Annotated in this window: 20 protein-coding genes; 8 read left to right on the top strand and 12 right to left on the bottom strand. The window is 65.9% G+C overall.

Annotated elements, in window-relative coordinates; genetic code table 11:
• Window positions 1–5 precede the first annotated feature (5 nt).
• From ACVISU_RS31070 to ACVISU_RS31045, 6 genes are all read right to left on the bottom strand, one after another.
• A complete protein-coding gene (locus ACVISU_RS31070; protein WP_050402071.1) occupies window positions 6–695 on the bottom strand; it encodes a response regulator in 690 nt (229 codons plus the stop codon).
• On the bottom strand, window positions 692–3,403 hold the full coding sequence (locus ACVISU_RS31065) for a sensor histidine kinase (protein WP_050402070.1): 2,712 nt from the start codon (window positions 3,401–3,403) through the stop codon (window positions 692–694). Before ACVISU_RS31065 ends, ACVISU_RS31070 begins: the two co-directional genes overlap by 4 nt.
• Before the next feature lie 39 nt (window positions 3,404–3,442).
• The gene (locus tag ACVISU_RS31060) at window positions 3,443–4,048 is read right to left on the bottom strand and encodes a K(+)-transporting ATPase subunit C (RefSeq protein ID WP_456709482.1); all 606 of its coding nucleotides are present in this window, start codon (window positions 4,046–4,048) and stop codon (window positions 3,443–3,445) included.
• A gap of 12 nt (window positions 4,049–4,060) precedes the next feature.
• Window positions 4,061–6,172 carry a potassium-transporting ATPase subunit KdpB gene (gene kdpB, locus ACVISU_RS31055; protein WP_063695355.1) on the bottom strand — a complete coding sequence of 704 codons (2,112 nt, stop codon included), beginning with the start codon at window positions 6,170–6,172 and terminating at the stop codon, window positions 4,061–4,063.
• Between the two features lie 24 nt (window positions 6,173–6,196).
• On the bottom strand, window positions 6,197–7,900 hold the full coding sequence (kdpA, locus tag ACVISU_RS31050; protein ID WP_456709481.1) for a potassium-transporting ATPase subunit KdpA: 1,704 nt from the start codon (window positions 7,898–7,900) through the stop codon (window positions 6,197–6,199).
• A 119-nt stretch (window positions 7,901–8,019) separates the two neighbouring features.
• Window positions 8,020–8,109, bottom strand: coding sequence for a K(+)-transporting ATPase subunit F (locus ACVISU_RS31045; protein WP_016846764.1), 90 nt, complete (start codon window positions 8,107–8,109; stop codon window positions 8,020–8,022).
• 511 nt (window positions 8,110–8,620) lie between these two features.
• On the opposite strand from ACVISU_RS31045, the gene ACVISU_RS31040 reads away from it, so the two are divergent.
• The 6 genes from ACVISU_RS31040 (at window position 8,621) to ACVISU_RS31015 (ending at window position 12,983) form a co-directional block, all read left to right on the top strand.
• A complete protein-coding gene (locus ACVISU_RS31040) occupies window positions 8,621–9,085 on the top strand; it encodes a hypothetical protein (protein WP_456709480.1) in 465 nt (154 codons plus the stop codon).
• Window positions 9,086–9,098: 13 nt separating this feature from the next.
• Window positions 9,099–9,374: a hypothetical protein gene (locus ACVISU_RS31035; protein ID WP_083992074.1), complete on the top strand. Its 276-nt coding sequence runs from the start codon at window positions 9,099–9,101 to the stop codon at window positions 9,372–9,374.
• A gap of 115 nt (window positions 9,375–9,489) precedes the next feature.
• Entirely contained in the window at window positions 9,490–9,744 is a 255-nt protein-coding gene (locus ACVISU_RS31030) for a hypothetical protein (protein WP_050401192.1), read from the top strand.
• A gap of 9 nt (window positions 9,745–9,753) precedes the next feature.
• Window positions 9,754–10,707, top strand: coding sequence for a 4-hydroxy-tetrahydrodipicolinate synthase (gene dapA / locus ACVISU_RS31025; protein WP_456709479.1), 954 nt, complete (start codon window positions 9,754–9,756; stop codon window positions 10,705–10,707).
• Between the two features lie 123 nt (window positions 10,708–10,830).
• On the top strand, window positions 10,831–12,225 hold the full coding sequence (locus ACVISU_RS31020) for an NfeD family protein (RefSeq protein WP_456709478.1): 1,395 nt from the start codon (window positions 10,831–10,833) through the stop codon (window positions 12,223–12,225).
• Complete coding sequence (locus tag ACVISU_RS31015) at window positions 12,222–12,983, top strand: slipin family protein (protein ID WP_456709477.1); 762 nt, start codon at window positions 12,222–12,224, stop codon at window positions 12,981–12,983. The genes ACVISU_RS31020 and ACVISU_RS31015 overlap by 4 nt, the downstream gene beginning before the upstream one ends.
• Here the strand turns inward: ACVISU_RS31015 and ACVISU_RS31010 are convergent.
• Both ACVISU_RS31010 and ACVISU_RS31005 read right to left on the bottom strand, forming a co-directional pair.
• A complete protein-coding gene (locus ACVISU_RS31010) occupies window positions 12,953–13,144 on the bottom strand; it encodes a hypothetical protein (protein ID WP_456709476.1) in 192 nt (63 codons plus the stop codon). The two genes, ACVISU_RS31015 and ACVISU_RS31010, sit on opposite strands and share 31 nt — an antisense overlap.
• Window position 13,145: 1 nt before the next feature.
• Window positions 13,146–13,421: a hypothetical protein gene (locus ACVISU_RS31005; RefSeq protein WP_456709475.1), complete on the bottom strand. Its 276-nt coding sequence runs from the start codon at window positions 13,419–13,421 to the stop codon at window positions 13,146–13,148.
• Window positions 13,422–13,671: 250 nt separating this feature from the next.
• On the opposite strand from ACVISU_RS31005, the gene ACVISU_RS31000 reads away from it, so the two are divergent.
• Complete coding sequence (locus ACVISU_RS31000; protein WP_050401197.1) at window positions 13,672–14,079, top strand: Hsp20/alpha crystallin family protein; 408 nt, start codon at window positions 13,672–13,674, stop codon at window positions 14,077–14,079.
• 11 nt (window positions 14,080–14,090) lie between these two features.
• Entirely contained in the window at window positions 14,091–16,466 is a 2,376-nt protein-coding gene (lon, locus tag ACVISU_RS30995) for an endopeptidase La (RefSeq protein WP_456709474.1), read from the top strand.
• 84 nt (window positions 16,467–16,550) lie between these two features.
• Here the strand turns inward: lon and ACVISU_RS30990 are convergent, their stop codons facing one another.
• From ACVISU_RS30990 to mobB, 4 genes are all read right to left on the bottom strand, one after another.
• A complete protein-coding gene (locus ACVISU_RS30990) occupies window positions 16,551–16,829 on the bottom strand; it encodes a hypothetical protein (RefSeq protein WP_050401199.1) in 279 nt (92 codons plus the stop codon).
• Window positions 16,830–16,918: 89 nt separating this feature from the next.
• Entirely contained in the window at window positions 16,919–18,571 is a 1,653-nt protein-coding gene (locus ACVISU_RS30985) for an OFA family MFS transporter (protein ID WP_050401200.1), read from the bottom strand.
• Between the two features lie 322 nt (window positions 18,572–18,893).
• Window positions 18,894–19,163, bottom strand: a complete 270-nt coding sequence (locus ACVISU_RS30980; protein ID WP_050401201.1) for a sulfurtransferase TusA family protein — start codon at window positions 19,161–19,163, stop codon at window positions 18,894–18,896.
• A 58-nt stretch (window positions 19,164–19,221) separates the two neighbouring features.
• Entirely contained in the window at window positions 19,222–19,749 is a 528-nt protein-coding gene (gene mobB / locus ACVISU_RS30975) for a molybdopterin-guanine dinucleotide biosynthesis protein B (RefSeq protein ID WP_050401202.1), read from the bottom strand.
• Between the last annotated feature and the right edge of the window lie 172 nt (window positions 19,750–19,921).

Genomic DNA, 19,921 nt, shown 5'->3' with positions numbered 1-19,921 from the left:
AGCTCTCAGTCCGCCGCGCGCAGCCGATAGCCGATGCCGGTTTCGGTCAGCACGAACTGCGGACGCTCGGGGTCGGCCTCGATCTTCTGGCGGAGCTGGCGCACATAGACCCGCAGATATTGCGCATCGGTCAATTCGTCCCACAATTCCTTCAGGAGGAAGCGATGGGTCAGCACCTTGCCGGCATGCTGCACCAGCACGCGCAACAGGTCGTACTCCTTCGGCGACAGCTTGATCTCCCTGTCGCCGACCTTGACGATCCGGCGCACCAGGTCGACCGAGAGATCGCCGGAGCGGAACACCGGGCGCTCGCCCTGCACCTGCAGCTGGTGGCGCAATGCAGCGCGCAGCCGCGCCAACAATTCGTCCATGCCGAACGGCTTGGTCAGGTAGTCGTCGGCGCCGAGATCGAGCGCCTGCACCTTGCCGGCCTCGTCGCCGCGGCTCGACAGCACCACGATCGGGACGCTCTCGTTGCGGCCGCGGATCATGCGCAACAGGTCGTGGCCCTGGATATCGGGCAGGCCGAGATCGAGGATGATCAGCGCCGGCTCTTCGCCCAGCATTTCCAGCGCGTTTCTGCCGTTGGAGGCTTCGAGGATGTCGTAGCCCTGCGTACTCAGCCCCATCCGCAGCAGCTTGCGGATCGGCGGCTCGTCGTCGATGACTAGGACCTTGATCGGCGTGGCGTTCATGCAGCAGTGTCCAGCGCGTTGGCGTCGGCCGGGATCGGCAGGCGGATAGAAATGACGGCGCCGCTGCGGTCGGCGCGGTTGGCGGCCGCGATCGTGCCGCGCATCGCCTCGACGAAGCCGCGCGAGATCGCAAGGCCGAGGCCGGTGCCTGGGCGGATATGGTCGCCCTTCTCGGCGCGATAGAACTTGTCGAACACGCTTTCGAGCTCGGCGGCGGGAATGCCGTTGCCTTCATCGAGGATCTGCAGCGTCACGGCATCGCGGTCGCGCACGCCGCGGATCGAGATGGTGGTGTCCGAGGGCGCGTATTTCGCGGCGTTGTCGAGCAGATTGAACAGCACCTGCTCGAACAGCACGGCATCGAGCTCCAACATCGGCAGGTCGGCGGCAAGCTCCAGCGAGACGCGGTGATGCACCAGGATCTTGGCGGCACGGCGCAGCGCGCTGCCGACGATCTCGCCCACATCGTGCCGCGCGGTGTTCGGCACGATCGCGCCGGATTCCAGCTTGGTCATGTCCAAGAGATTGGCGATGAACCGGTTCAGCCGCTCCGACTCGTCGATCACGGTCGCGAGCAGGTCGTGCTTCTGGGCGTCGCTCAGGCTGGCGCCGAGATCGCGCAGCGCCGAGGCCGAGCCGAGCACCGAGGCCAGCGGCGTCTTGAGATCGTGCGAGATCGAGGTCAGCAGCGCGCCGCGCAGCCGGTCGGATTCGACCGTGCGCTTGACCCGGTCCATGTCCTCGACCAGCAGCACGCGCTCGATCGCGAGCGCACCCTGGTCGACCAGCGCGTCGAGCAGCCGGCGCTGGTCCGGGGTCAACAGCGGCCCGGTGCGGTCGTCGTCGATGCCGATCACGCCGATCGGGCCGCGGCCGGTGCGCATCGGCAGGAACAATCGCTTGCCGCCCGGCAGCGTGTCGGAGCCGCGGCCGGCGGGGCGATCGTTGCCCCAGGCCCAGTTGGCGGCGGCAAGATCAGCCTGATCGAGCTGGTCCTCGGGCGGATAGCCGCTCTTGACGGTCAGCATGCCGCCCTCCGGCAGCAGCAGCACCACGCGCACCTTCAGCATCAGGGCGATCTGGTAGGCGGTCGCCCACAGCACGTCGTCGAGCGTCGCGGTGCCGGCGAGCTTGCGGCTGAAGGCGTAGAGCGATTCGGTGGTGCGGACGCGGCCGATCGCGGTGTCGGCCTGGGTGCGCACCCGTGCCGCGACGTTGGAGACGATCAGCGCGATCAGCATGAAGAAGAAGAACGCCGCGACGTTGGTCGGGTCGGTGATGGTGAAGGTGTAGACCGGCGGCAGGAAGAAGAAGTTGTAGCACAGCGAGGCCGCGACGCTGGCCAAGAGCGACGGCCCCAGGCCGTAGCGCGCCGCCGCACCGACCACCGCGGTGATGAAGACGAGGTCGACATTCTCGATGCCGAAAAACGGCTGGATCAGCTTGGCCGCGCCGAGCCCGATCGCCGTCAGCAGCAGCGCCATCAGATAGGGCCGCGGATTGAATGGCTCCTGGCGCTGTGCGGTCTGTACCGCCGCCTTGCCGACCGGCAGCTCGTCGCCGGCGATCACGTTGACGCTGATGTTGCCGGCGCGGCGCACCAGATCGTGCACCACCGAACCGCGCGTCAGCTCGAACCAGCGCGAGCGCGTCGACTTGCCGATGATGATCTGGGTGACGTTGTTGGCCTGGGCGAAATTGATGACGTCGTCGGCGATGCGGCGGCCGACGCCGGGAAGGGTCAGCGCCTCGCCGCCGAGCGATTCAGCGAGCCGCATGGTGTCGGCAAGCCGGTCGCGCTGCTCGTCGCTGAGTTGAAGGCTGCGCCGCGTTTCGATGCTGACCGCGGTCCATTGCGCATGCAACCGGTCGGCCAGGCGCTTGGTGTAGCGCACGAGGCCGGCCGCGCGCGGATCCTCGCTCAGGCACACCAGGATGCGCTCGCCGGCGGCCCAGGGCCCCTGGATCGCATTGGCCTGCATGTGGGTGAGCAGCTGCTCGTCGACCCGTTCGGCGGTGCGGCGCAACGCCAGCTCGCGCAGCGCGGTGAGATTGCCGGGCGAAAAATAGTGCTCCAGCGCCCGCTCCGCCTGCTTGGGCACATAGACCTTGCCCTCCTTCAGCCGCTGGATCAGGTCGTCGGGCGTAAGGTCGATCAGCTCGATCGCATCGGCGCGATCGACCACCGAGTCGGGCACAGTCTCGCGCACCCGCACATGGGTGATCTGCGCGACGACGTCGTTGAGGCTCTCGATGTGCTGGATGTTGATCGCGGTGTAGACATCGATGCCGTGCGACAGCAATTCCTCGACGTCGAGATAGCGCTTGGGATGCCGGCTGCCCGGCGCATTGGTATGGGCGAGCTCGTCGACCAGTGCGAGCTGCGGCCGCCGCGCGATCAGGGCGTCGAGGTCCATCTCCTCGATGGTTTGGTCGCGATAGGTCAGCCGCTTCCGCGGTATCACCTCGAGACCCCTCAGCAGCGCCTCGGTCTCCACCCGTCCATGGGTCTCGACGACACCGACCACGACGTCGACGCCCGCCTTGAGGCGGGCGTGAGCGCTCGAGAGCATCTCATAGGTCTTGCCGACGCCGGGAGCGGCGCCGATGAAGATCTTCAGCCGCCCCGACCGATCGGTCTCGCGGCGCGCCGCCTCGAGCAGCGCATCCGGCGAGGGTCTTTTATCGGGGTCACGCTGATTGGCCATACCGCAATATAGTCATCCTGCGAGAGCGGGCCTACTCCCCTATTTCGCCTTTGCCGCGTCGAGCGCCAGGTTGAGCGCAAGAACGTTAACGCGGGGCTCACCGATCACGCCGGCGAAGCGACCCTGCGTGTTCTGCGTCACCAGCTCGCGCACCGCGTCCTCCGACATGCTGCGCGCCTTGGCCACCCGCGGCACCTGGAACAGCGCAGCGTCCGGCGAGATGTCGGGATCGAGGCCGCTGGCCGAGGTGGTGACGAGATCGACCGGCACGCTGGCCGACGGATTCTCCGCCTTCAGCTTCTCGACATCCTCCTTGACCCGGTCGCTCAGTGCCTTGCTGGTCGGGCCGAGGTTGGAGCCGCCGGAATTGGCCGCGTTGTACGGCGCCGGCACGGTCTTGGAAGCGTCGTTCGGATCGGGCGCCGTCGTCGCCGACGGCCGGCCGTGAAAGTACTTGTCCTCCTTGAACTCCTGCCCGATCAGGGCGGAGCCGATCACCTTGCCGCCCTTCTCGATCAGGCTGCCTTGCGCCTGCTTCGGAAAGATGACGCCGGCGATCGCCGTCATGGCGAGCGGATAGGCAAGGCCCGTGATCGCAGTCAGCAGGACCAGCACGAGGATGGCGGGGCGGATTTCTCTCAACATGATTGCGGCTCCTTAAGCCAGGCCCAGGGCGGCGACGATGAGGTCGATCGCCTTGATGCCGATGAACGGGATGATGATGCCGCCGAGGCCGTAGATCATCAGGTTGCGGCTGAGCAGCGCACCGGCACCGACGGCGCGATACTTGACGCCCTTCAGCGCCAGGGGAATCAGCGCGATGATGATCAGCGCGTTGAAGATGATCGCCGACAGGATCGCGCTCTGCGGGCTTGCCAGGTGCATGACGTTCAGCACCTGGAGCTGCGGGTAGAACGCGAGGAACATCGCCGGGATGATCGCAAAGTACTTTGCGACGTCATTGGCGATCGAGAACGTGGTCAGCGCACCGCGGGTCATCAACAGCTGCTTGCCGATCTCGACCACCTCGATCAGCTTGGTCGGGTTGGAGTCGAGGTCGACCATGTTGCCGGCTTCGCGGGCCGCCTGGGTGCCGGTGTTCATGGCGACACCGACGTCGGCCTGCGCGAGCGCCGGCGCGTCGTTGGTGCCGTCGCCGCACATTGCGACCAGCTTGCCCTTGGACTGCTCGTCGCGGATCAGCTTGAGCTTGTCCTCGGGGGTTGCCTGCGCCAGGAAATCGTCGACACCGGCCTCGGCTGCGATCGCGGCCGCGGTCATCGGGTTGTCGCCGGTGATCATCACGGTTCGGATGCCCATCCGGCGCAATTCGGCAAAGCGCTCTCGGATGCCGCCCTTGACGATGTCCTTGAGATGCACGACGCCGAGCAGCTTGCCGTCCTTGGCGACCGCAAGCGGCGTGCCGCCGGCCTTGGCGATCTCGTCGGCAATAGCCTGGATCTCGCGCGCTTCTGCGCTCATCGTCGCCGCGACCGCACGGACGGTGTTGCCCGATGCGAGGGTGCGGGGCGAGCCGCCGTCGACATAGGCGAGGATGGCGTCGACCGCACCCTTGCGGACCGACGAGGTGCCGGCATCGATGCCGCTCATCCGGGTCTGCGCGGTGAACGGCACGAAGGTCGCGGCGAGCTCGTGCATGTCGCGGCCGCGGATGCCGTATTTCTCCTTGGCGAGCACCACGATGGAGCGGCCTTCCGGCGTTTCGTCGGCGAGCGAGGCGAGCTGCGCCGCGTCGGCGAGGTCCTGCTCGGTGACGCCACGGATGGGGCGGAACGCGGTCGCCTGGCGGTTGCCGAGGGTGATGGTGCCGGTCTTGTCCAGCAGCAGCGTGTCGACGTCGCCGGCGGCTTCCACCGCGCGGCCGGACATCGCCAGCACGTTGAAGCGCACCAGGCGATCCATGCCGGCGATGCCGATCGCCGACAACAGCGCACCGATCGTGGTCGGGATCAACGTGACAAACAGCGCCACCAGCACCACGACCGAGATCGAGCCGCCGGCATAGGCGGCATAGCTCGGGATCGTCACCGTCGCGAACACGAAGATAATGGTGAGGCCCGCGAGCAGGATGTTGAGCGCGATCTCGTTGGGCGTCTTCTGCCGCTCGGCGCCCTCGACCAGCTTGATCATGCGATCGATGAAGGTCGAGCCCTGCGCCGCGGTAATGCGGACGCGAATCCAGTCCGACAGCACCTGGGTGCCGCCGGTGACTGCCGAACGGTCGCCGCCGGACTCGCGAATGACCGGCGCGGATTCGCCGGTGATCGCGGCTTCGTTGACCGAGGCGACGCCTTCGATCACCTCGCCGTCGGACGGGATGTTGTCGCCGGCCTCGACCAGCACGATATCGCCGACCTTCAGCGAGGTGCCGGGCACCATGCGATAGGTCCGGTCGGTGCCGGTCAGCAGCTTGGCCTGGCTCTCGGTGCGGGTCTTCTTCAGCGACTCCGCCTGCGCCTTGCCGCGCCCTTCGGCGACGGCTTCGGCGAAGTTGGCGAACAGCACCGTGAACCAGAGCCAAAGGATGATCTGGAAGGTGAAGCCGAGATTGGCGTTACCGGTGACGAGATCGCGCACGAAGATCACGGTGGTCAACGCGGCCACGACCTCGACCACAAACATCACGGGGTTCTTCGCCATCAGCCTCGGATCGAGCTTGACGAAGGCCGATTTGATCGCCGGCACCAGGATCTTCGGGTCGAGCATGGTCGACGCCGTCACCTGCTTCTGCAGTTTCATGGTTTCCATGGATGTCACTCCGGACGTATTCAATCAGAACAAGGTATTGGCGTTCATGGCGAGGTGCTCGACGATCGGCCCGAGCGCAAGCGCCGGGAAGAATGTGAGGCCGCCGATGATGAGGATCACGCCGATGACGAGGCCGACGAACAGCCCGCCGGTGGTCGGGAAAGTGCCCGCCGAGGCCGGGATCGATTTCTTCTCGACCAGCGATCCCGCGATCGCCATCGCCGGCACGATCATGAAGAAGCGGCCGACGAACATCGCAGAGGCGAGCGTCAGATTATAGAACAGCGTGTTGCCGGTGAGGCCCGCGAAGGCCGAGCCGTTGTTGCCGGTCGAGGACGTATAAGCATACAGCACCTCGGTGAAACCATGCGGGCCGGCATTGGCCATCGATGCCACCGCCGACGGCAGCACCACGCCGACGGCGGTCCAACCGAGGTACATCAGCGGCAGCACCAGGATCGCGAGCATCGCCATCTTGACCTCGCGCGCCTCGATCTTCTTGCCGACATATTCCGGCGTGCGGCCGACCATCAGGCCGGCGACGAAGATAGCCAACACGACGAACAGCAGCATGCCGTAGAATCCGGCGCCGACGCCGCCGATGATGACCTCGCCGAGCTGCATGTTGATCAGCGGGATCATGCCGCCGAGCGCGGTGAAGCTGTCATGCATGGCGTTGACCGCACCGCAGGACGCAGCTGTGGTAATCACGGCGAACAGCGAGGACGCGACGATGCCGAAGCGGACCTCCTTGCCCTCCATGTTGCCGCCGGTGAGACCAAGCGCCTGCAGCGCCGAGGTGCCGTTGGCTTCTGCCCAGTAGGTGACGGTAACGCCGGCGACGAACAGGATGCCCATCACAGCGAAGATCGCCCAGCCCTGGCGCTGATTGCTCACCATGCGGCCGAACACGTTGGTCAGCGCGGCACCGAGCGCGAAGATCGAGATCATCTGCACGAGGTTCGACAGCGCGGTCGGGTTCTCGAACGGATGCGCGGCGTTGGCATTGAAGAAGCCGCCGCCATTGGTGCCCAGCATCTTGATCGCGACCTGCGAGGCGACCGGTCCGAGCGCGATGGTCTGCTTGCCGCCCTCCAGCGTAGTGGCGTCGACATAGGCACCAAGCGTCTGCGGCATGCCCTGCCAGACCAGGAACAGCGCATAGACGACGCAAATCGGCAGCAGCACGTAGAGCGTGCAGCGCGTGACGTCGACCCAGAAATTGCCGACCGTGCGCATGGACGAACGGGTGAAGCCGCGGATCAGAGCCATCGCCAGCGCGATGCCGGTCGCAGCCGACAGGAAGTTCTGATGCGTCAAGCCCAGCATCTGGACCAGGTAGGACAGCGTGCTCTCGCCGCCGTAGTTCTGCCAGTTGGTGTTGGTGATGAAGGAAATCGCGGTATTGAAGGAGAGATCTTCGGCAACTGCGGTCTGGCCGGCCGGGTTGAACGGCAGCACCGCCTGCAGCCGCATCAGGCCGTAAATGAGCGCGAAGCCGCCGACATGGAATAGCAGCATGGCGACAGTATAGGTCAGCCAGTGCTGCTCGCGCCGCTCGTCGACGCCGCCGACCCAGTAGATGCCGCGCTCGACCGGGCGCAGCACGGGTGAGAGGAAGGTGCGCTCGCCGTTGAACACGCGGGTCATGTACCAGCCGAGCGGTTTGACCAGCGCGACCACGATCGCGCAGAACAGAATAATTTGAATCCAACCGATGACGGTCATTGCGTCAAACCTTTCGAATGGGGGCGAAGCGCAACAGCGAGGCGAACATGCCGAGCAACAGCCCGGTCAGCACCGCGTCGGCCAACAGAATTGTGCAAAGCGCAGACATCGCGAACCGCCTAGAAGCGTTCGGGCCGCAGCAACGCATAGGTGAGGTAGAACAGCAGGCCGAGCGAGACGAGGCCGGCGAGCGAGTAATCGAAGATCATCGCCGCCTCCCTTACAGCCGTTCGCAGGCGTAAGCGTAGCCGATGCCGGCCGCGAAGAAGCCGATCGCCAGCGCCGCCATGAGAATGTCCATCATGAGAGACTCCTATGCATCACAGGGCCCGGAGCGATCTTATAAACGCTCCGCGCCGGATACTGGTGAGGTGCCATCCGGAGCATAGGTTTTCGAGATGTGACGCATAAGGACGTTATAGGAATCCTATAAAAACCCGGTGCGCTCCGCCTCTATAGCGTAACTTACGAGCAGGAGACGACCATGTGCTTGACCAAAATCAAACCCGCCTTGCTGCTCGATGGGAAAATAGCCAAACGTTCGATCGTCCCCCGAGACTGGGCTTGCCGCCTTCGCCAGGCCCGTTTCATCTTTATGGAATCCCTATATCTCCACCGCTTGCCTCCTCTCGTTTTCAAATGGCTGTGCGGCCATTTTGGGCGTGCGGCCAATGCCTTGAGCCTCACCTTGTTGGGCCGCGCCTTCGACGGGATGACGCCATGTCAGTACTATCCCAAAACACCTCCGCCGACCTCGCCGACCGGCTGCGCGATGCCTATGCCGTCACAGCCGAGCTCATCGCCGACATCGTTAGCCAGACCTGCCGGCGATTTCCTTCGGCGGGATACGGCGGCAAGAGCGCCCGCATCAAGCGCCTGATCCAGTCCGGCGCCTGGACCGATGCCGCGATCGCGCTGCTCGATCTCGAACTGCCGCAATGGCAGGTCCGCCGCCTGGTCTATGACGAGGGCGAGTGGCACTGTGCATTGTCGCGCGAACGCGAGCTACCTGACTGGCTCGACCAGTCGATCGAGACCCGCCATGCGGATCTTGCGCTCGCAATCCTGAGCGGCTTCGTCGAGGCGCAGCGGATCTTCGCGCCCGAGAACCGCACCAGCGTGCCGACCGTCCGTCGCGGCATCAGCTCGCTCTACGAGCCGCTGCTCGTCGACAATATCGGCTGATGGCGGCGACGTCGTGAACGCCAAACAACTGCCGCAGCAGCTGCAGTCGGTCCAGGTCATCGTCCGGTTCGGTTTCCGGCTGGCCATCATGATCGGCTTCGCCGTGTTCGCCGGCGCAGGCTTCGGCAGGGGCCTCGTCACGCTGCTCTGGATGTCGGCGCTGATCTGTGCACTCGCGGGACTGGTGAAGCGCGAGATGCCGTTTGCCGCAAATCTCAATCACTGGGACGAGATGACCGCCTATGTCGCGCTGTGCGCGCTCGGCACCGGCATCGTCCAGCACGTCTAAGCTCACCCCTCAAATCCTATGCCGCTCCTATGAAGTCGGCCGTCCGCCGCGCTCGATTTCATATCCGTCACAACAGACATTGAACGCGTGACTTGTGATTGGAAGGACTACCACCGTGAAACTCGTCGAACCTCCCTCGTGTAGCGCAGCGTCCACCGTCGTCTTCATCGGCCGCAACCAGCGCGGCCAGTGGGTCGCCCAGCAGCAGAACGGCCTCTATGGCGGCCTGTTCGTCAACCGCGCCCAGGCCGTCAAATACGCGCTGTTCGAGAATGGCCAGCACCCCGAAATGATCGTCGAGCTGTCGCGCGGGCTCGAGCTCGACATGCACGGCAAGACCGCGCCCCTCCGCGCAAGCCGCGTGGCTTGAGCCATTCCCATGACTGCGAAAGCGACTACGAAAGTCATTTCGAGCATGGCCGCGAACGCGGATTCGGCCAAATGGCTGTCGGGCTTCATCCCCGATCTTCCGACCCCCTTCACCCACCAGGACGAAATCGACACTGATGCATTCGGCCGGCTGTGCGAGCGTCAGATCGCAGCCGGCGCCACGGCGCTCGTGGTCGGCGAGACTGCAGGTGAAAGCTCGACGCTGGAGCCTGCGGAACGCGCAGAGTTGGTTCGCATCGCAGCCCGCGTCGCGCGCAGGCGGGTCCGCATCATCGCCGGCGCCGGGTCGAACGCCACGGATCGCGCCGTCACGTTCACCCGCGCGGCGGAAGCGGCCGGCGCCGACGCCATCATGTCGGTCGTGCCGTATTACAACAAGCCGATGCCGCAAGGCATGGCTCCGCATTTCCGCGCCGTCGCTGCGGTCACGACGCTGCCCCTGATCCTGCACGACATCCCGTCGCGGACAGTGAAGGGGCTGACAGACGAGACGCTGGTCGAGCTCGCCGCATCGCCCCGCTTCATTGGATTGCGCGACGGCAGCAGCGATGTCGCCCGCCTCAGGCGCCTTCGTCCACGCCTGCCGGCGACATTCCGGATGCTGACCGGCGACGACACCACCTCGCTCGCCTATATGGCCGCCGGCGGTGACGGCTGCATCTCGTCGGTATCGAACCTCGCGCCCGATTTGTGCGTGGCGGTGGCCCGGCATCTGCGTGAGGGCCGGCTGTACCAGGCGCGCGAGTTGCATCAGCGCCTGGTGCCGCTCGCGACGCTGCTGGAGCGCGAGCACCCCGCCGCGCTGAAATTCGCGCTGGCACTGTTGGGGTACATGCAGCCGACGACGCGACTGCCGATCGCGCAGCTGGATACGACGGCTAAGGCGGAAGTCGCGCAGGCGATGGCTGAGCTTGCCGACGAATACCTCGCTGCTGCGCAGTGAGCTTTGCCGACCCGACACCGGCCATCGCAATGCACAACGGGACCGGCGCACGGCGTCGGTGACACCGCGCCATATTGAGGTTCCGCAACGGCATCCCATATCCACGGCAAGGGAGTGCTTGCCGTGCAGACCTTCAAGGCGGCTCTCGTTGTGGCGACCGCGCTGGTCGCTCTGGTTGTTTCCATCAGTCCCGGTACGGCCGCGGATAACAACCGCGTTGCCCTGACCATTTCAATCGATGGCGCGATCGGGCCGGCATCCGCCAGTTACGTCAAGGATGGCCTGGCGAAGGCCGCAGAGCGGCACGCCGAGATCGTCATTCTGCGAATGAATACGCCCGGCGGACTCAGCAGCAGCATGCGCGAGATCATCACCGACGTGCTGACCTCGCCCGTTCCCGTGATCGGCTATGTTGGGCCCGCCGGCGCCCATGCCGCGAGCGCCGGGACCTACATTCTCTATGCGACCCATCTTGCGGCGATGGCGCCCGGCACCAATATTGGCGCCGCGACACCGGTGCAGATCGGCGGCCCGCTGCCGGGCCTGCCGGGCGGCACCCCGGACAAGGACGGCAAGGACAAGGACACCGGCAACCCGTCGGGGACCAAGGATGCCATGACGGCGAAGGTGACGAATGATGCCGTCGCCTTCATCCGCAGCCTAGCCGAACTGCGTGGCCGCAACGCCGACTGGGCCGAGAAGGCGGTGCGCGACGCCGCCACCCTTTCCACCAACGCCGCGCTGCAGGCCCGTGTCATCGAGTTCACCGCGCACGATCTGGCCGATCTGCTCAGGCAGGTCGACGGCCGGACGGTGGAGCTCGCCGGCGGCAAGACCCAACGGCTGGCGACCAAAGATGCCGTGATCGAAGCCATCGATCCCAACTGGATCTTGCGCGTGCTTGCTGTCATCACCGACCCCAACATCGCATTCGTTCTCCTGATGGTCGGGATCTACGGCCTGATCTTCGAATTCATGTCCCCCGGCGCCGTGGCGCCCGGAGTTGTCGGCACGATCTGCCTGCTGCTCGGGCTCTACGCGCTCAACATGCTGCCGATCAACTATGCCGGCTTCGCCTTGATGCTGGTCGGGATGGCGCTGCTCGCGATCGAGGCCTTCAACCCGACCGTCGTGATTGGCCTCGGAGGTATCGTCGCCTTTGTCCTCGGAGCCGCCATGCTGTTTCGGATCGAGGCGCCCGGATACGCCCTGTCATGGCCGCTCATCGGCATCGTCGCGGCGATGTTCGCAGGTCTCATTCTGGTCGTGCTCGGCGCGCTGCGCCGCGCGCGCAACGGTCCGCTGCGGACGGGTGCGCAAGCCATGCGCGGACTATCGGCCGAGGTGCTCGACTGGTCCGAGACCACGGGTCACGTCTTCACCAACGGCGAACGCTGGCAGGCGCGCGGCACCGAGCCATTCCGAGCGGGAGAGACGGTCGAGGTCGCCAACATCATCGAGTTGACGCTGGTCGTGCGGCGTGCGCCGGCTTCGGCCGGCGAAGGAGGTACAGCATGATGCTTGATTATTTCACCTATGCGGCGATCGCACTGCTGGTCATCATGTTCCTGACCCAGGCGGTGCGCGTGCTCCGCGAATACGAGCGCGGCGTCATCTTCACGCTCGGCCGCTTCACCGGGGTGAAGGGCCCGGGGCTGATCATCCTGATTCCGGTGGTGCAGCAGCTGGTGAAGGTCGACCTCAGGGTGGTGGTGCAGGTCGTGCCGCCGCAGGACGTGATTTCGCGCGACAACGTCTCGGTCAAGGTCAACGCCGTGCTCTACTTCCGCATCGTCGATCCGGAGCGCGCCATCATCAAGGTCAGCGACTACATGGCCGCGACCAGCCAGCTGGCCCAGACCACGCTGCGCTCGGTGCTCGGCAAGCACGAGCTCGACGAGATGCTGGCCGAGCGTGACCGGCTGAACGCCGATATCCAGGAGACCCTCGACAAGCAGACCGACGTCTGGGGCATCAAGGTCACCGCGGTCGAGATCAAGGACATCGACATCAACGAAACCATGGTGCGGGCGATCGCCAAGCAGGCCGAGGCGGAACGGCTGCGGCGCGCCAAGGTGATCAACGCGATGGGCGAGCAGCAGGCCGCCGAGAAGCTGGTCGAGGCCGGCCGGATCCTCGCCCAGGAGCCGCAGGCGATGCAGCTGCGCTATTTCGCCGCGCTGCATGACATCGCCGGTGAACGCTCATCGACCGTGGTCTTCCCGCTTCCGATGAACCTGCTCGATCACCTGACGCGGCGCAGCGAAGCCACCTGAGGTGGCTGATGCTTGGCCCGCCACGCCGGCCCCGGGCCGCGCATGTAATGCGCCTCGGGCCGGTAGCCGCCGATCGGCTCCTCGCCGATCCAGGCGAGGAATTTGAGCATGCCTTCCGCGACACGGCGCAGCAGGGCGGCGACGAATGAAGCCACGCTCATGTCAGTAGTCCCACTTCTCGCCGAGCACGACCGGCGCGCGCGGATATTTCTCGGCATCGCCGCCGAGCAGGCCGACATGGAGATGGGTGCGTGCCCAATCCTCATGGCCGCGATGCAGCAACAGCTCGTTGCGCAGCCGATGGATCTTGGCGGCGGCGATGGCGCGGTGAACGGTGCTGAAAGCGAGGCCGATCCGCCGGATCGTCCGCTGCAGCGTCGCTGGCATCGCACCGGCCGAACCGTGCGGCCGGGCATCGTGGTAATGGAGCAAGGTCATGTCCCACCTTCTTCCTGTGGCGGCGCGCGAGCGCAACGCGTCACGGCAAAGATGCTGGGAAGGCCGTAGGAATTCGAGAGGACCGGCAGCCCTGTCACATAGCCGCGGCATAAGCGGCCGGACGCGCCGGGCGGATCGCAAATCGCGAGATTTCGGACAATTTTGGCCTCGATCGGCGGCGCGAGGGGCCGGTTTACGGTCGGCGGCAAGACCGGTAACCTCGCCTCCCAATGCGACGTGGAGAGTGCCCATGCGGCCCAAGGATCAGACCAACTGGATGCTGACAGATGCGATCGAGGCGCTCGCCCGCGCCGAACGGTTGCACCAGAGCTTCCTCAATTTACACCCGCGCGCGGGCACCAGCGAGCCGAGCTGGGAACCGCCGATGGACGTGATCGAGACCGAGGAGGAGATCCTGATCCTGGTCGCGCTGCCGGGGGTCGACCCCGACGAGGTCGAGGCCGCGCTCGACGGCGGCACGCTGGTGATCTCCGGCCGCCGCACTTTGCCCGCCGAGCTGCGCAACGCGCGCATCCTGCGCCTCGAGCTGCCTCAGGGCCACTTCGAACGCCGCATCGCGCTGCCGACCGGCCGCTACACCATCAGCCGCTTTGCCGCGCATGGCTGCGTCGGCCTGCGGCTCGGAAAATCGAGCTAGGGGATTTCGACATGGCTGCTTCCAACCTTTCAAGCCCGTCGAATTCGGCGCCGATCCCGAGCGACGCAACGATCATCGTCCCGGTGCGCAACACCGTGCTGTTCCCGGACGTCATCATCCCGATCACGATCGCGCGTGCGACTTCCATCGCCGCGGCCCAGCAGGCGGTGCGCGAGCAGCGGCCGATCGGCATCCTGCTGCAGCGCGATCCCGAGACCAACGATCCCGGCCCCGACGGGCTCTACCGCGTCGGCACCATCGCCAACATCGTGCGCTACATCACCGGCGCCGACGACAGCCATCATCTGGTCTGCCAGGGCGTGCAGCGCATGCGCGTGCTCGACTATCTGCCCGGCACGCCGTTCCTCGCCGCCCGCGTGCTGCAGATTCCGGAGCCGACCACCACCTCGCCCGAGATCGAGGCGCGCTTCCTCAACCTGCAGCGCCAGGCGCTGGAGGCCGCGCAATTGCTGCCGCAGACGCCGCCCGAGCTGATCGCCGCGCTGCAGGGCACGACGTCGCCGGCGACGCTCGCCGACCTTGCGACCTCCTACATGGACATCAAGCCGACGGAGAAGCAGGACATCCTCGAGACCATCGATCTCGTGGCCCGGATGGACAAGGTCTCGCGGCATCTCGCCGAGCGCATCGAGGTGCTGAGGCTGAGCCAGGAGATCGGGCAGAAGACCAAGGCGGTTTTCGACGAGCGGCAGCGCGAGGCGATCCTGCGCGAGCAGATGGCGACCATCCAGCGCCAGCTCGGCGAGGGCGACGGCAAGGCGGCCGAGGTCGCCGAGCTGACCAAGGCGATCGCGGAGGCCAAGATGCCGCCGGAGGCCGAGAGCCAGGCGCAGAAGGAATTGCGCCGCTACGAGCGGATGCCGGAGGCCGCCGCCGAGTCCGGCATGGTGCGCAGCTATCTCGACTGGCTGATCGACCTGCCCTGGAGCCTGCCGGACGAGAAGCCGATCGACATCGCGGAGGCGCGCAAGATCCTCGACCAGGACCATTACGGCCTCGAGAAGATCAAGAGCCGCATCATCGAATATCTCGCGGTGCGCAAGCTCGCCCCCGGCGGCAAGGCGCCGATCCTCTGCTTCCTCGGGCCGCCCGGCGTCGGCAAGACCTCGCTCGGCCAATCGATCGCGCGCGCGATGTCGCGACCGTTCGTGCGGGTCTCGCTCGGCGGCGTGCATGACGAGGCCGAGATCCGCGGCCATCGCCGCACCTATATCGGCGCGCTGCCCGGCAACATCATCCAGGCGATCAAGAAGGCCGGCGCGCGCAATTGCGTGATGATGCTGGACGAGATCGACAAGATGGGCCGCGGCATCCAGGGCGATCCGTCGGCCGCGATGCTGGAGGTGCTCGACCCCGAGCAGAACTCGACCTTCCGCGACAATTACCTCGGCGTGCCGTTCGACCTCTCGCGTGTCGTGTTCATCGCCACCGCCAACATGCTCGACGGCGTGCCGGGCCCGCTGCTCGACCGCATGGAGTTGATCAGCCTCGCCGGCTACACCGAGGACGAGAAGCTCGAGATCGCCAAGCGCTATCTGGTGCGGCGCCAGCTCGAGGCCAACGGGATCAAGGCCGAGCAGGTCGAGATCGAGCCGGACGCGCTGCGGCTGATCATCAAGAGCTACACCCGCGAGGCCGGCGTCCGCAACCTGGAGCGCGAGATCGGCAAGGTGCTGCGCAATGTCGCGGTGCAGATCGCCGACGGCAGCACCAGCCACGTCACCATCGCGCCGAAGGACATCGTGGCGCTGCTCGGCCAGCCGCGCTTCGAGAACGAGATCGCGCAGCGCACCAGCATTCCCGGCGTGGCCACCGGACTTGCCTGGACGCCGGTCGGCGGCGACATCCTGTTCATCGAGGCCTCGCGCACGCCGGGCCGCGGCGCGTTGATGATCACCGGACAGCTCGGCGACGTCATGCGCGAGAGCGTGCAGGCCGCGATGACGCTGGTGAAGAGCCGCGCGACGCAACTCGGGATCGATCCCGCGGTGTTCGAGAAGAGCGACATCCACGTCCACGTTCCCGCCGGCGCCACGCCGAAGGACGGCCCGAGTGCGGGCGTTGCGATGTTCACCGCCCTCACCTCGCTCCTGACCGATCGCACCGTGCGCAGCGACACCGCGATGACCGGCGAGATCTCGTTGCGCGGCCTCGTGCTGCCGGTCGGCGGCATCAAGGAGAAGGTGGTCGCCGCCGCGGCCGCCGGCCTGACCCGGGTGATGCTGCCGGCGCGCAACAAGCGCGACTACGACGACATCCCTGCCGGCGCCCGCGCCAAGCTGGAGTTCATCTGGCTGGAACGCGTCGATGAGGCGATCGCGGCAGCGCTGGAGCCCGCCAAGGTGACACCTGCGGCCGCGGAGTGATCGGCGGCCCGCTGCTCCATCGAGCATCTCGCCTGTGGGGCGCAATCCCTCCGCTCAAGTTCAACGCGCTCGGAACGACGTGGCTCAGCTCCTGGCCATGCAGTCCGAGATGTAGAACCAGCGGTCGTCGCCGATCAGGCCCTTCTGCTTCACCTCTTTGCGGCAGGCCTTGAGCTTCGGCTTGTTGGCGCGCCACTGCGCCTTCATGGCCTTCAGTTTCTCCATCGTGAGCTTGATCTTCGACGGCTTGGCCGTGGTGGCGGCGGCCGGTGCCGGCGCTGCCGGCGCCGCCGTCTGGGCCGACGCGGCATGGAGCCCTACGGCGAGCAGCGCGGCGGCAAGGCAAATCCGGGTGCGAAACATTGAAATCCCCAATGCGATTTCTATTCATGAAATTGAGCGGTCGCCGCGGGCGCCGGAGAACCGGCGGCCCGCGGCGATGATGGTCGCGATCAGAGAATTTTGACCGCGCTGAGCAGCGTCATGTAGATGCCCCAGGCAAGTGGAATGCCGACGAACAGCCAGAACAGCGCCGCCCTGCCATCGAGGCCGCCCTTGCCGATGCCGAACGATCCGGTCGCGCCGTTGCCTCCGGTCGCCGTCGCGGCTTGCAGCTTCGCCACCTCGGCGTCGCTCATGTGCCACTTCGGATCGACCGGCTTGATCATGTAATTGCAGATGAGGCCGGCGATCAGCATGGCGCACAGGATGTACATCGTGGTGTTGTAGAGCTGGTCGCGCGGCACGCCGGCAGCGAGCTGGAATTCGCGGAGATAGTTCACCACGACCGGGCCGATGATGCCCGCGGTCGACCACGCCGTCAGCAGCCGGCCATGGATCGCGCCGACGAACTGGGTGCCGAACATGTCGGCGAGATAGGCCGGCACGGTGGCGAAGCCGCCGCCATACATCGACAGGATGATGCCGAAGCCGAGCACGAACAGCAGTTTCGATCCCATCGCGGCGAAGGTCGGCGCCAGCGCGTAGAGCGCGATGCCGAGGATGAAGAACGTATAGTAGGTGTTCTTGCGGCCGATCTTGTCGGACAGCGACGCCCAGAAGAAACGGCCACCGATGTTGAACAGCGACAGCAGGCCAGCGAAGCCGGCGGCGATCGCCGCGATCTGCGCCTTCTGCGACGCGTCGAGCGCGTTGAAGCCGACATTGGGCAGCCCGATCAGCTTGCCGGCGAAGATCTCCTGCAGCATCGGCGAGGCCATGCCGATCACGCCGATGCCGGCCGACACGTTCAGGCACAGCACCCCCCAGATCAGCCAGAACTGTGGCGTCTTGTGCGCGTTGTCGAGATGGACGTTCTTGCTCGAGATCATCGCGTTGGCTTTCGCCGGCGGCGTCCAGCCGTCCGGTTGCCAGCCGGTCGGCGGGAGGCGATAGCGGAACGCTCCGATCATCATGAACACGAGATAGATCGCGCCCATCGCGAGGAAAGTCTCCCAGACGCCGACCGAGGTCGGGGTCTTGAAATAGTTCATCAGTCTGTCGGCGAGCGGCGCGCCGATCATGGCGCCGCCGCCGAAGCCCATGATCGCCATGCCGGTCGCCATGCCGCGGCGATCCGGGAACCATTTCACCAGCGTCGACACCGGTGAGATGTAGCCGAGGCCGAGGCCGACACCGCCGATCACGCCGGAGCCGAGCCACATCAGCCAGAGCTGGTGCGTGTAGACGCCCAGCGCGCCGATCACGAGACCGCCGGCCCAGCACAGCGCAGCGACGAAGCCGGCCTTGCGCGGACCGACCTTCTCAAGCCAGCCGCCCCAGATCGCGGCGGAGACGCCGAGCAGCACGAAGAACAGCGTGTACATCCACCCCAGGCTCGCGACCTTCCAGTCGCAGGTCGTCGTGAACAGCTCCTGGACCAGCGAGATATCCGGGCACGCCTTCGGCGCGGTCAGCCCGATCGCGCGCGACAGCGGCAGCCAGAACACCGAGAAGCCATAGGCCATGCCGATGCACAGATGGATGCACAGCGCGGCCGGCGGCACCAGCCAGCGGTTGAAGCCGGCGGTCGCGATCGTGTGTTCCTTGTCGAGGAAACCTGCACCTGCCGCGGATAAGCGTCCGGCGCTGCTCACTGTGGTCATTGACTCCTCCCCTGCAGTCGCCGTTTCGTCAGGCGCATCTGCGTCTTCGATCCCGTCTCAGCCCGTTGCGGCAACCGCCGGCCCGACTGCTCCGCACATTCCCTCGGTGCGCCGGGACCAACCACGCGCACTCCGGAAATGTTAACCCCCAATGCGAACGGATATGCCAAGCCGTGCCGCCCGATCCGGGCGCAGGCCGGTTTTGTCCGTCCACATGCCCACATCCGGGCACGGCTCCACCTCCACAGGCCGGCGGAGATTATCAATTCGTGCAGAAGGGGAAATAGGTGTCGATAGGCAAAAGGTAGATATCAGGCTGGATCTAGCGCGTACGTGGCGCTGCAGCATTTGAATTATCTATCATTCCATTCGTCTTCTCGATCAGGAAAACGATCCGAACCTCGCTTCGTTCGGTGATTTCGACCTTGTCGCCGGTCTCCTGGATGAGCGCCGGGATATCGATCACCGAAAGCGGATCGGTGCAATGCACTTCGAGGAAATCACCCGCCGTCACGCTCCTGAGGGCCTTGCGCGTCTTCAGCGCAGGCAGCGGGCATTTCAGGCCGGTGAGATCGAGCTTCGTCGTTGTCATGATCGGACCTTGGCGAAGCCGCCCCGCGTCGTCAACGCCGACGCTTCCTCAACCATGTTCAGCTGTCGGCCGGAGCCGAAGCGAGCACATCGTCGACGGGAATCGCGGAACGCAGCATCAATTCGGCGACATCCTCGATGTCGTCGAGATGCGCGATCGGCAGCGTGGTTTCAACCGCGACGTCGCTGGCGATCCCGACCACGCACGGATCGTCGGGAAACAGCAGCGGCTTGCCGTTGGCGGCGCGATACACCTCGATCTTGCTGACCGGCTCGCGCCTGAAGCCCTCGACCACGACCAGATCGACCGGCGCCATCTTGGCGAGCAGTTCCGGCAGTCGCGGCTCACTCGCGCCACGCAGCTCGTGCATCAGCGCCCAGCGCCGCGTCGAGGACACCAGCACCTCGGTCGCGCCGGCCTGCCGGTGCACCCAGGAGTCCTTGCCGGGAATGTCGACGTCGAATTCGTGATGGGCGTGCTTGATCACGGAGACGCGCAAGCCCCGGCCAAGCAGATGGGGGATCACCCGCGACAGCAGGGTGGTCTTGCCGGCTCCGCTCCAGCCCGCGAGGCCTATCACCTTCATACGCAATCTCCGCAGACATATAACGTCCAATGCTGCTTATATCAGCCTTGACGCAATGTCATGCCAGCCCTGCCAGCGGGTGGCGATGGATCAGGCTCCCGGGATCGCCTTGGGAGGCTCCTGGACGGGTTGCGCGCGCGGCAGCGCAAACCCGAGCAGACCGCCCATAAGG

The sequence above is a fragment of the Bradyrhizobium sp. USDA 4452 genome (assembly GCF_054063575.1).
The sequence above is the reverse complement of the archived record's forward strand: the minus strand, read 5'-3'. Positions and strand labels throughout refer to the sequence as shown.

What these genes read in the sequence shown, in the direction of transcription:
- ACVISU_RS31070 (WP_050402071.1), bottom strand. Translation starts at nt 695, where the DNA reads ATGAACGCCACGCCGATCAAGGTCCTAGTCATCGACGACGAGCCGCCG.
- ACVISU_RS31065 (WP_050402070.1), bottom strand. Translation starts at nt 3,403, where the DNA reads ATGGCCAATCAGCGTGACCCCGATAAAAGACCCTCGCCGGATGCGCTG.
- ACVISU_RS31060 (WP_456709482.1), bottom strand. Translation starts at nt 4,048, where the DNA reads ATGTTGAGAGAAATCCGCCCCGCCATCCTCGTGCTGGTCCTGCTGACT.
- kdpB (WP_063695355.1), bottom strand. Translation starts at nt 6,172, where the DNA reads ATGGAAACCATGAAACTGCAGAAGCAGGTGACGGCGTCGACCATGCTC.
- kdpA (WP_456709481.1), bottom strand. Translation starts at nt 7,900, where the DNA reads ATGACCGTCATCGGTTGGATTCAAATTATTCTGTTCTGCGCGATCGTG.
- ACVISU_RS31045 (WP_016846764.1), bottom strand. Translation starts at nt 8,109, where the DNA reads ATGATCTTCGATTACTCGCTCGCCGGCCTCGTCTCGCTCGGCCTGCTG.
- ACVISU_RS31040 (WP_456709480.1), top strand. Translation starts at nt 8,621, where the DNA reads ATGTCAGTACTATCCCAAAACACCTCCGCCGACCTCGCCGACCGGCTG.
- dapA (WP_456709479.1), top strand. Translation starts at nt 9,754, where the DNA reads ATGACTGCGAAAGCGACTACGAAAGTCATTTCGAGCATGGCCGCGAAC.
- ACVISU_RS31015 (WP_456709477.1), top strand. Translation starts at nt 12,222, where the DNA reads ATGATGCTTGATTATTTCACCTATGCGGCGATCGCACTGCTGGTCATC.
- ACVISU_RS31010 (WP_456709476.1), bottom strand. Translation starts at nt 13,144, where the DNA reads ATGAGCGTGGCTTCATTCGTCGCCGCCCTGCTGCGCCGTGTCGCGGAA.
- ACVISU_RS31005 (WP_456709475.1), bottom strand. Translation starts at nt 13,421, where the DNA reads ATGACCTTGCTCCATTACCACGATGCCCGGCCGCACGGTTCGGCCGGT.
- ACVISU_RS31000 (WP_050401197.1), top strand. Translation starts at nt 13,672, where the DNA reads ATGCGGCCCAAGGATCAGACCAACTGGATGCTGACAGATGCGATCGAG.
- lon (WP_456709474.1), top strand. Translation starts at nt 14,091, where the DNA reads ATGGCTGCTTCCAACCTTTCAAGCCCGTCGAATTCGGCGCCGATCCCG.
- ACVISU_RS30990 (WP_050401199.1), bottom strand. Translation starts at nt 16,829, where the DNA reads ATGTTTCGCACCCGGATTTGCCTTGCCGCCGCGCTGCTCGCCGTAGGG.
- ACVISU_RS30985 (WP_050401200.1), bottom strand. Translation starts at nt 18,571, where the DNA reads ATGACCACAGTGAGCAGCGCCGGACGCTTATCCGCGGCAGGTGCAGGT.
- ACVISU_RS30980 (WP_050401201.1), bottom strand. Translation starts at nt 19,163, where the DNA reads ATGACAACGACGAAGCTCGATCTCACCGGCCTGAAATGCCCGCTGCCT.
- mobB (WP_050401202.1), bottom strand. Translation starts at nt 19,749, where the DNA reads ATGAAGGTGATAGGCCTCGCGGGCTGGAGCGGAGCCGGCAAGACCACC.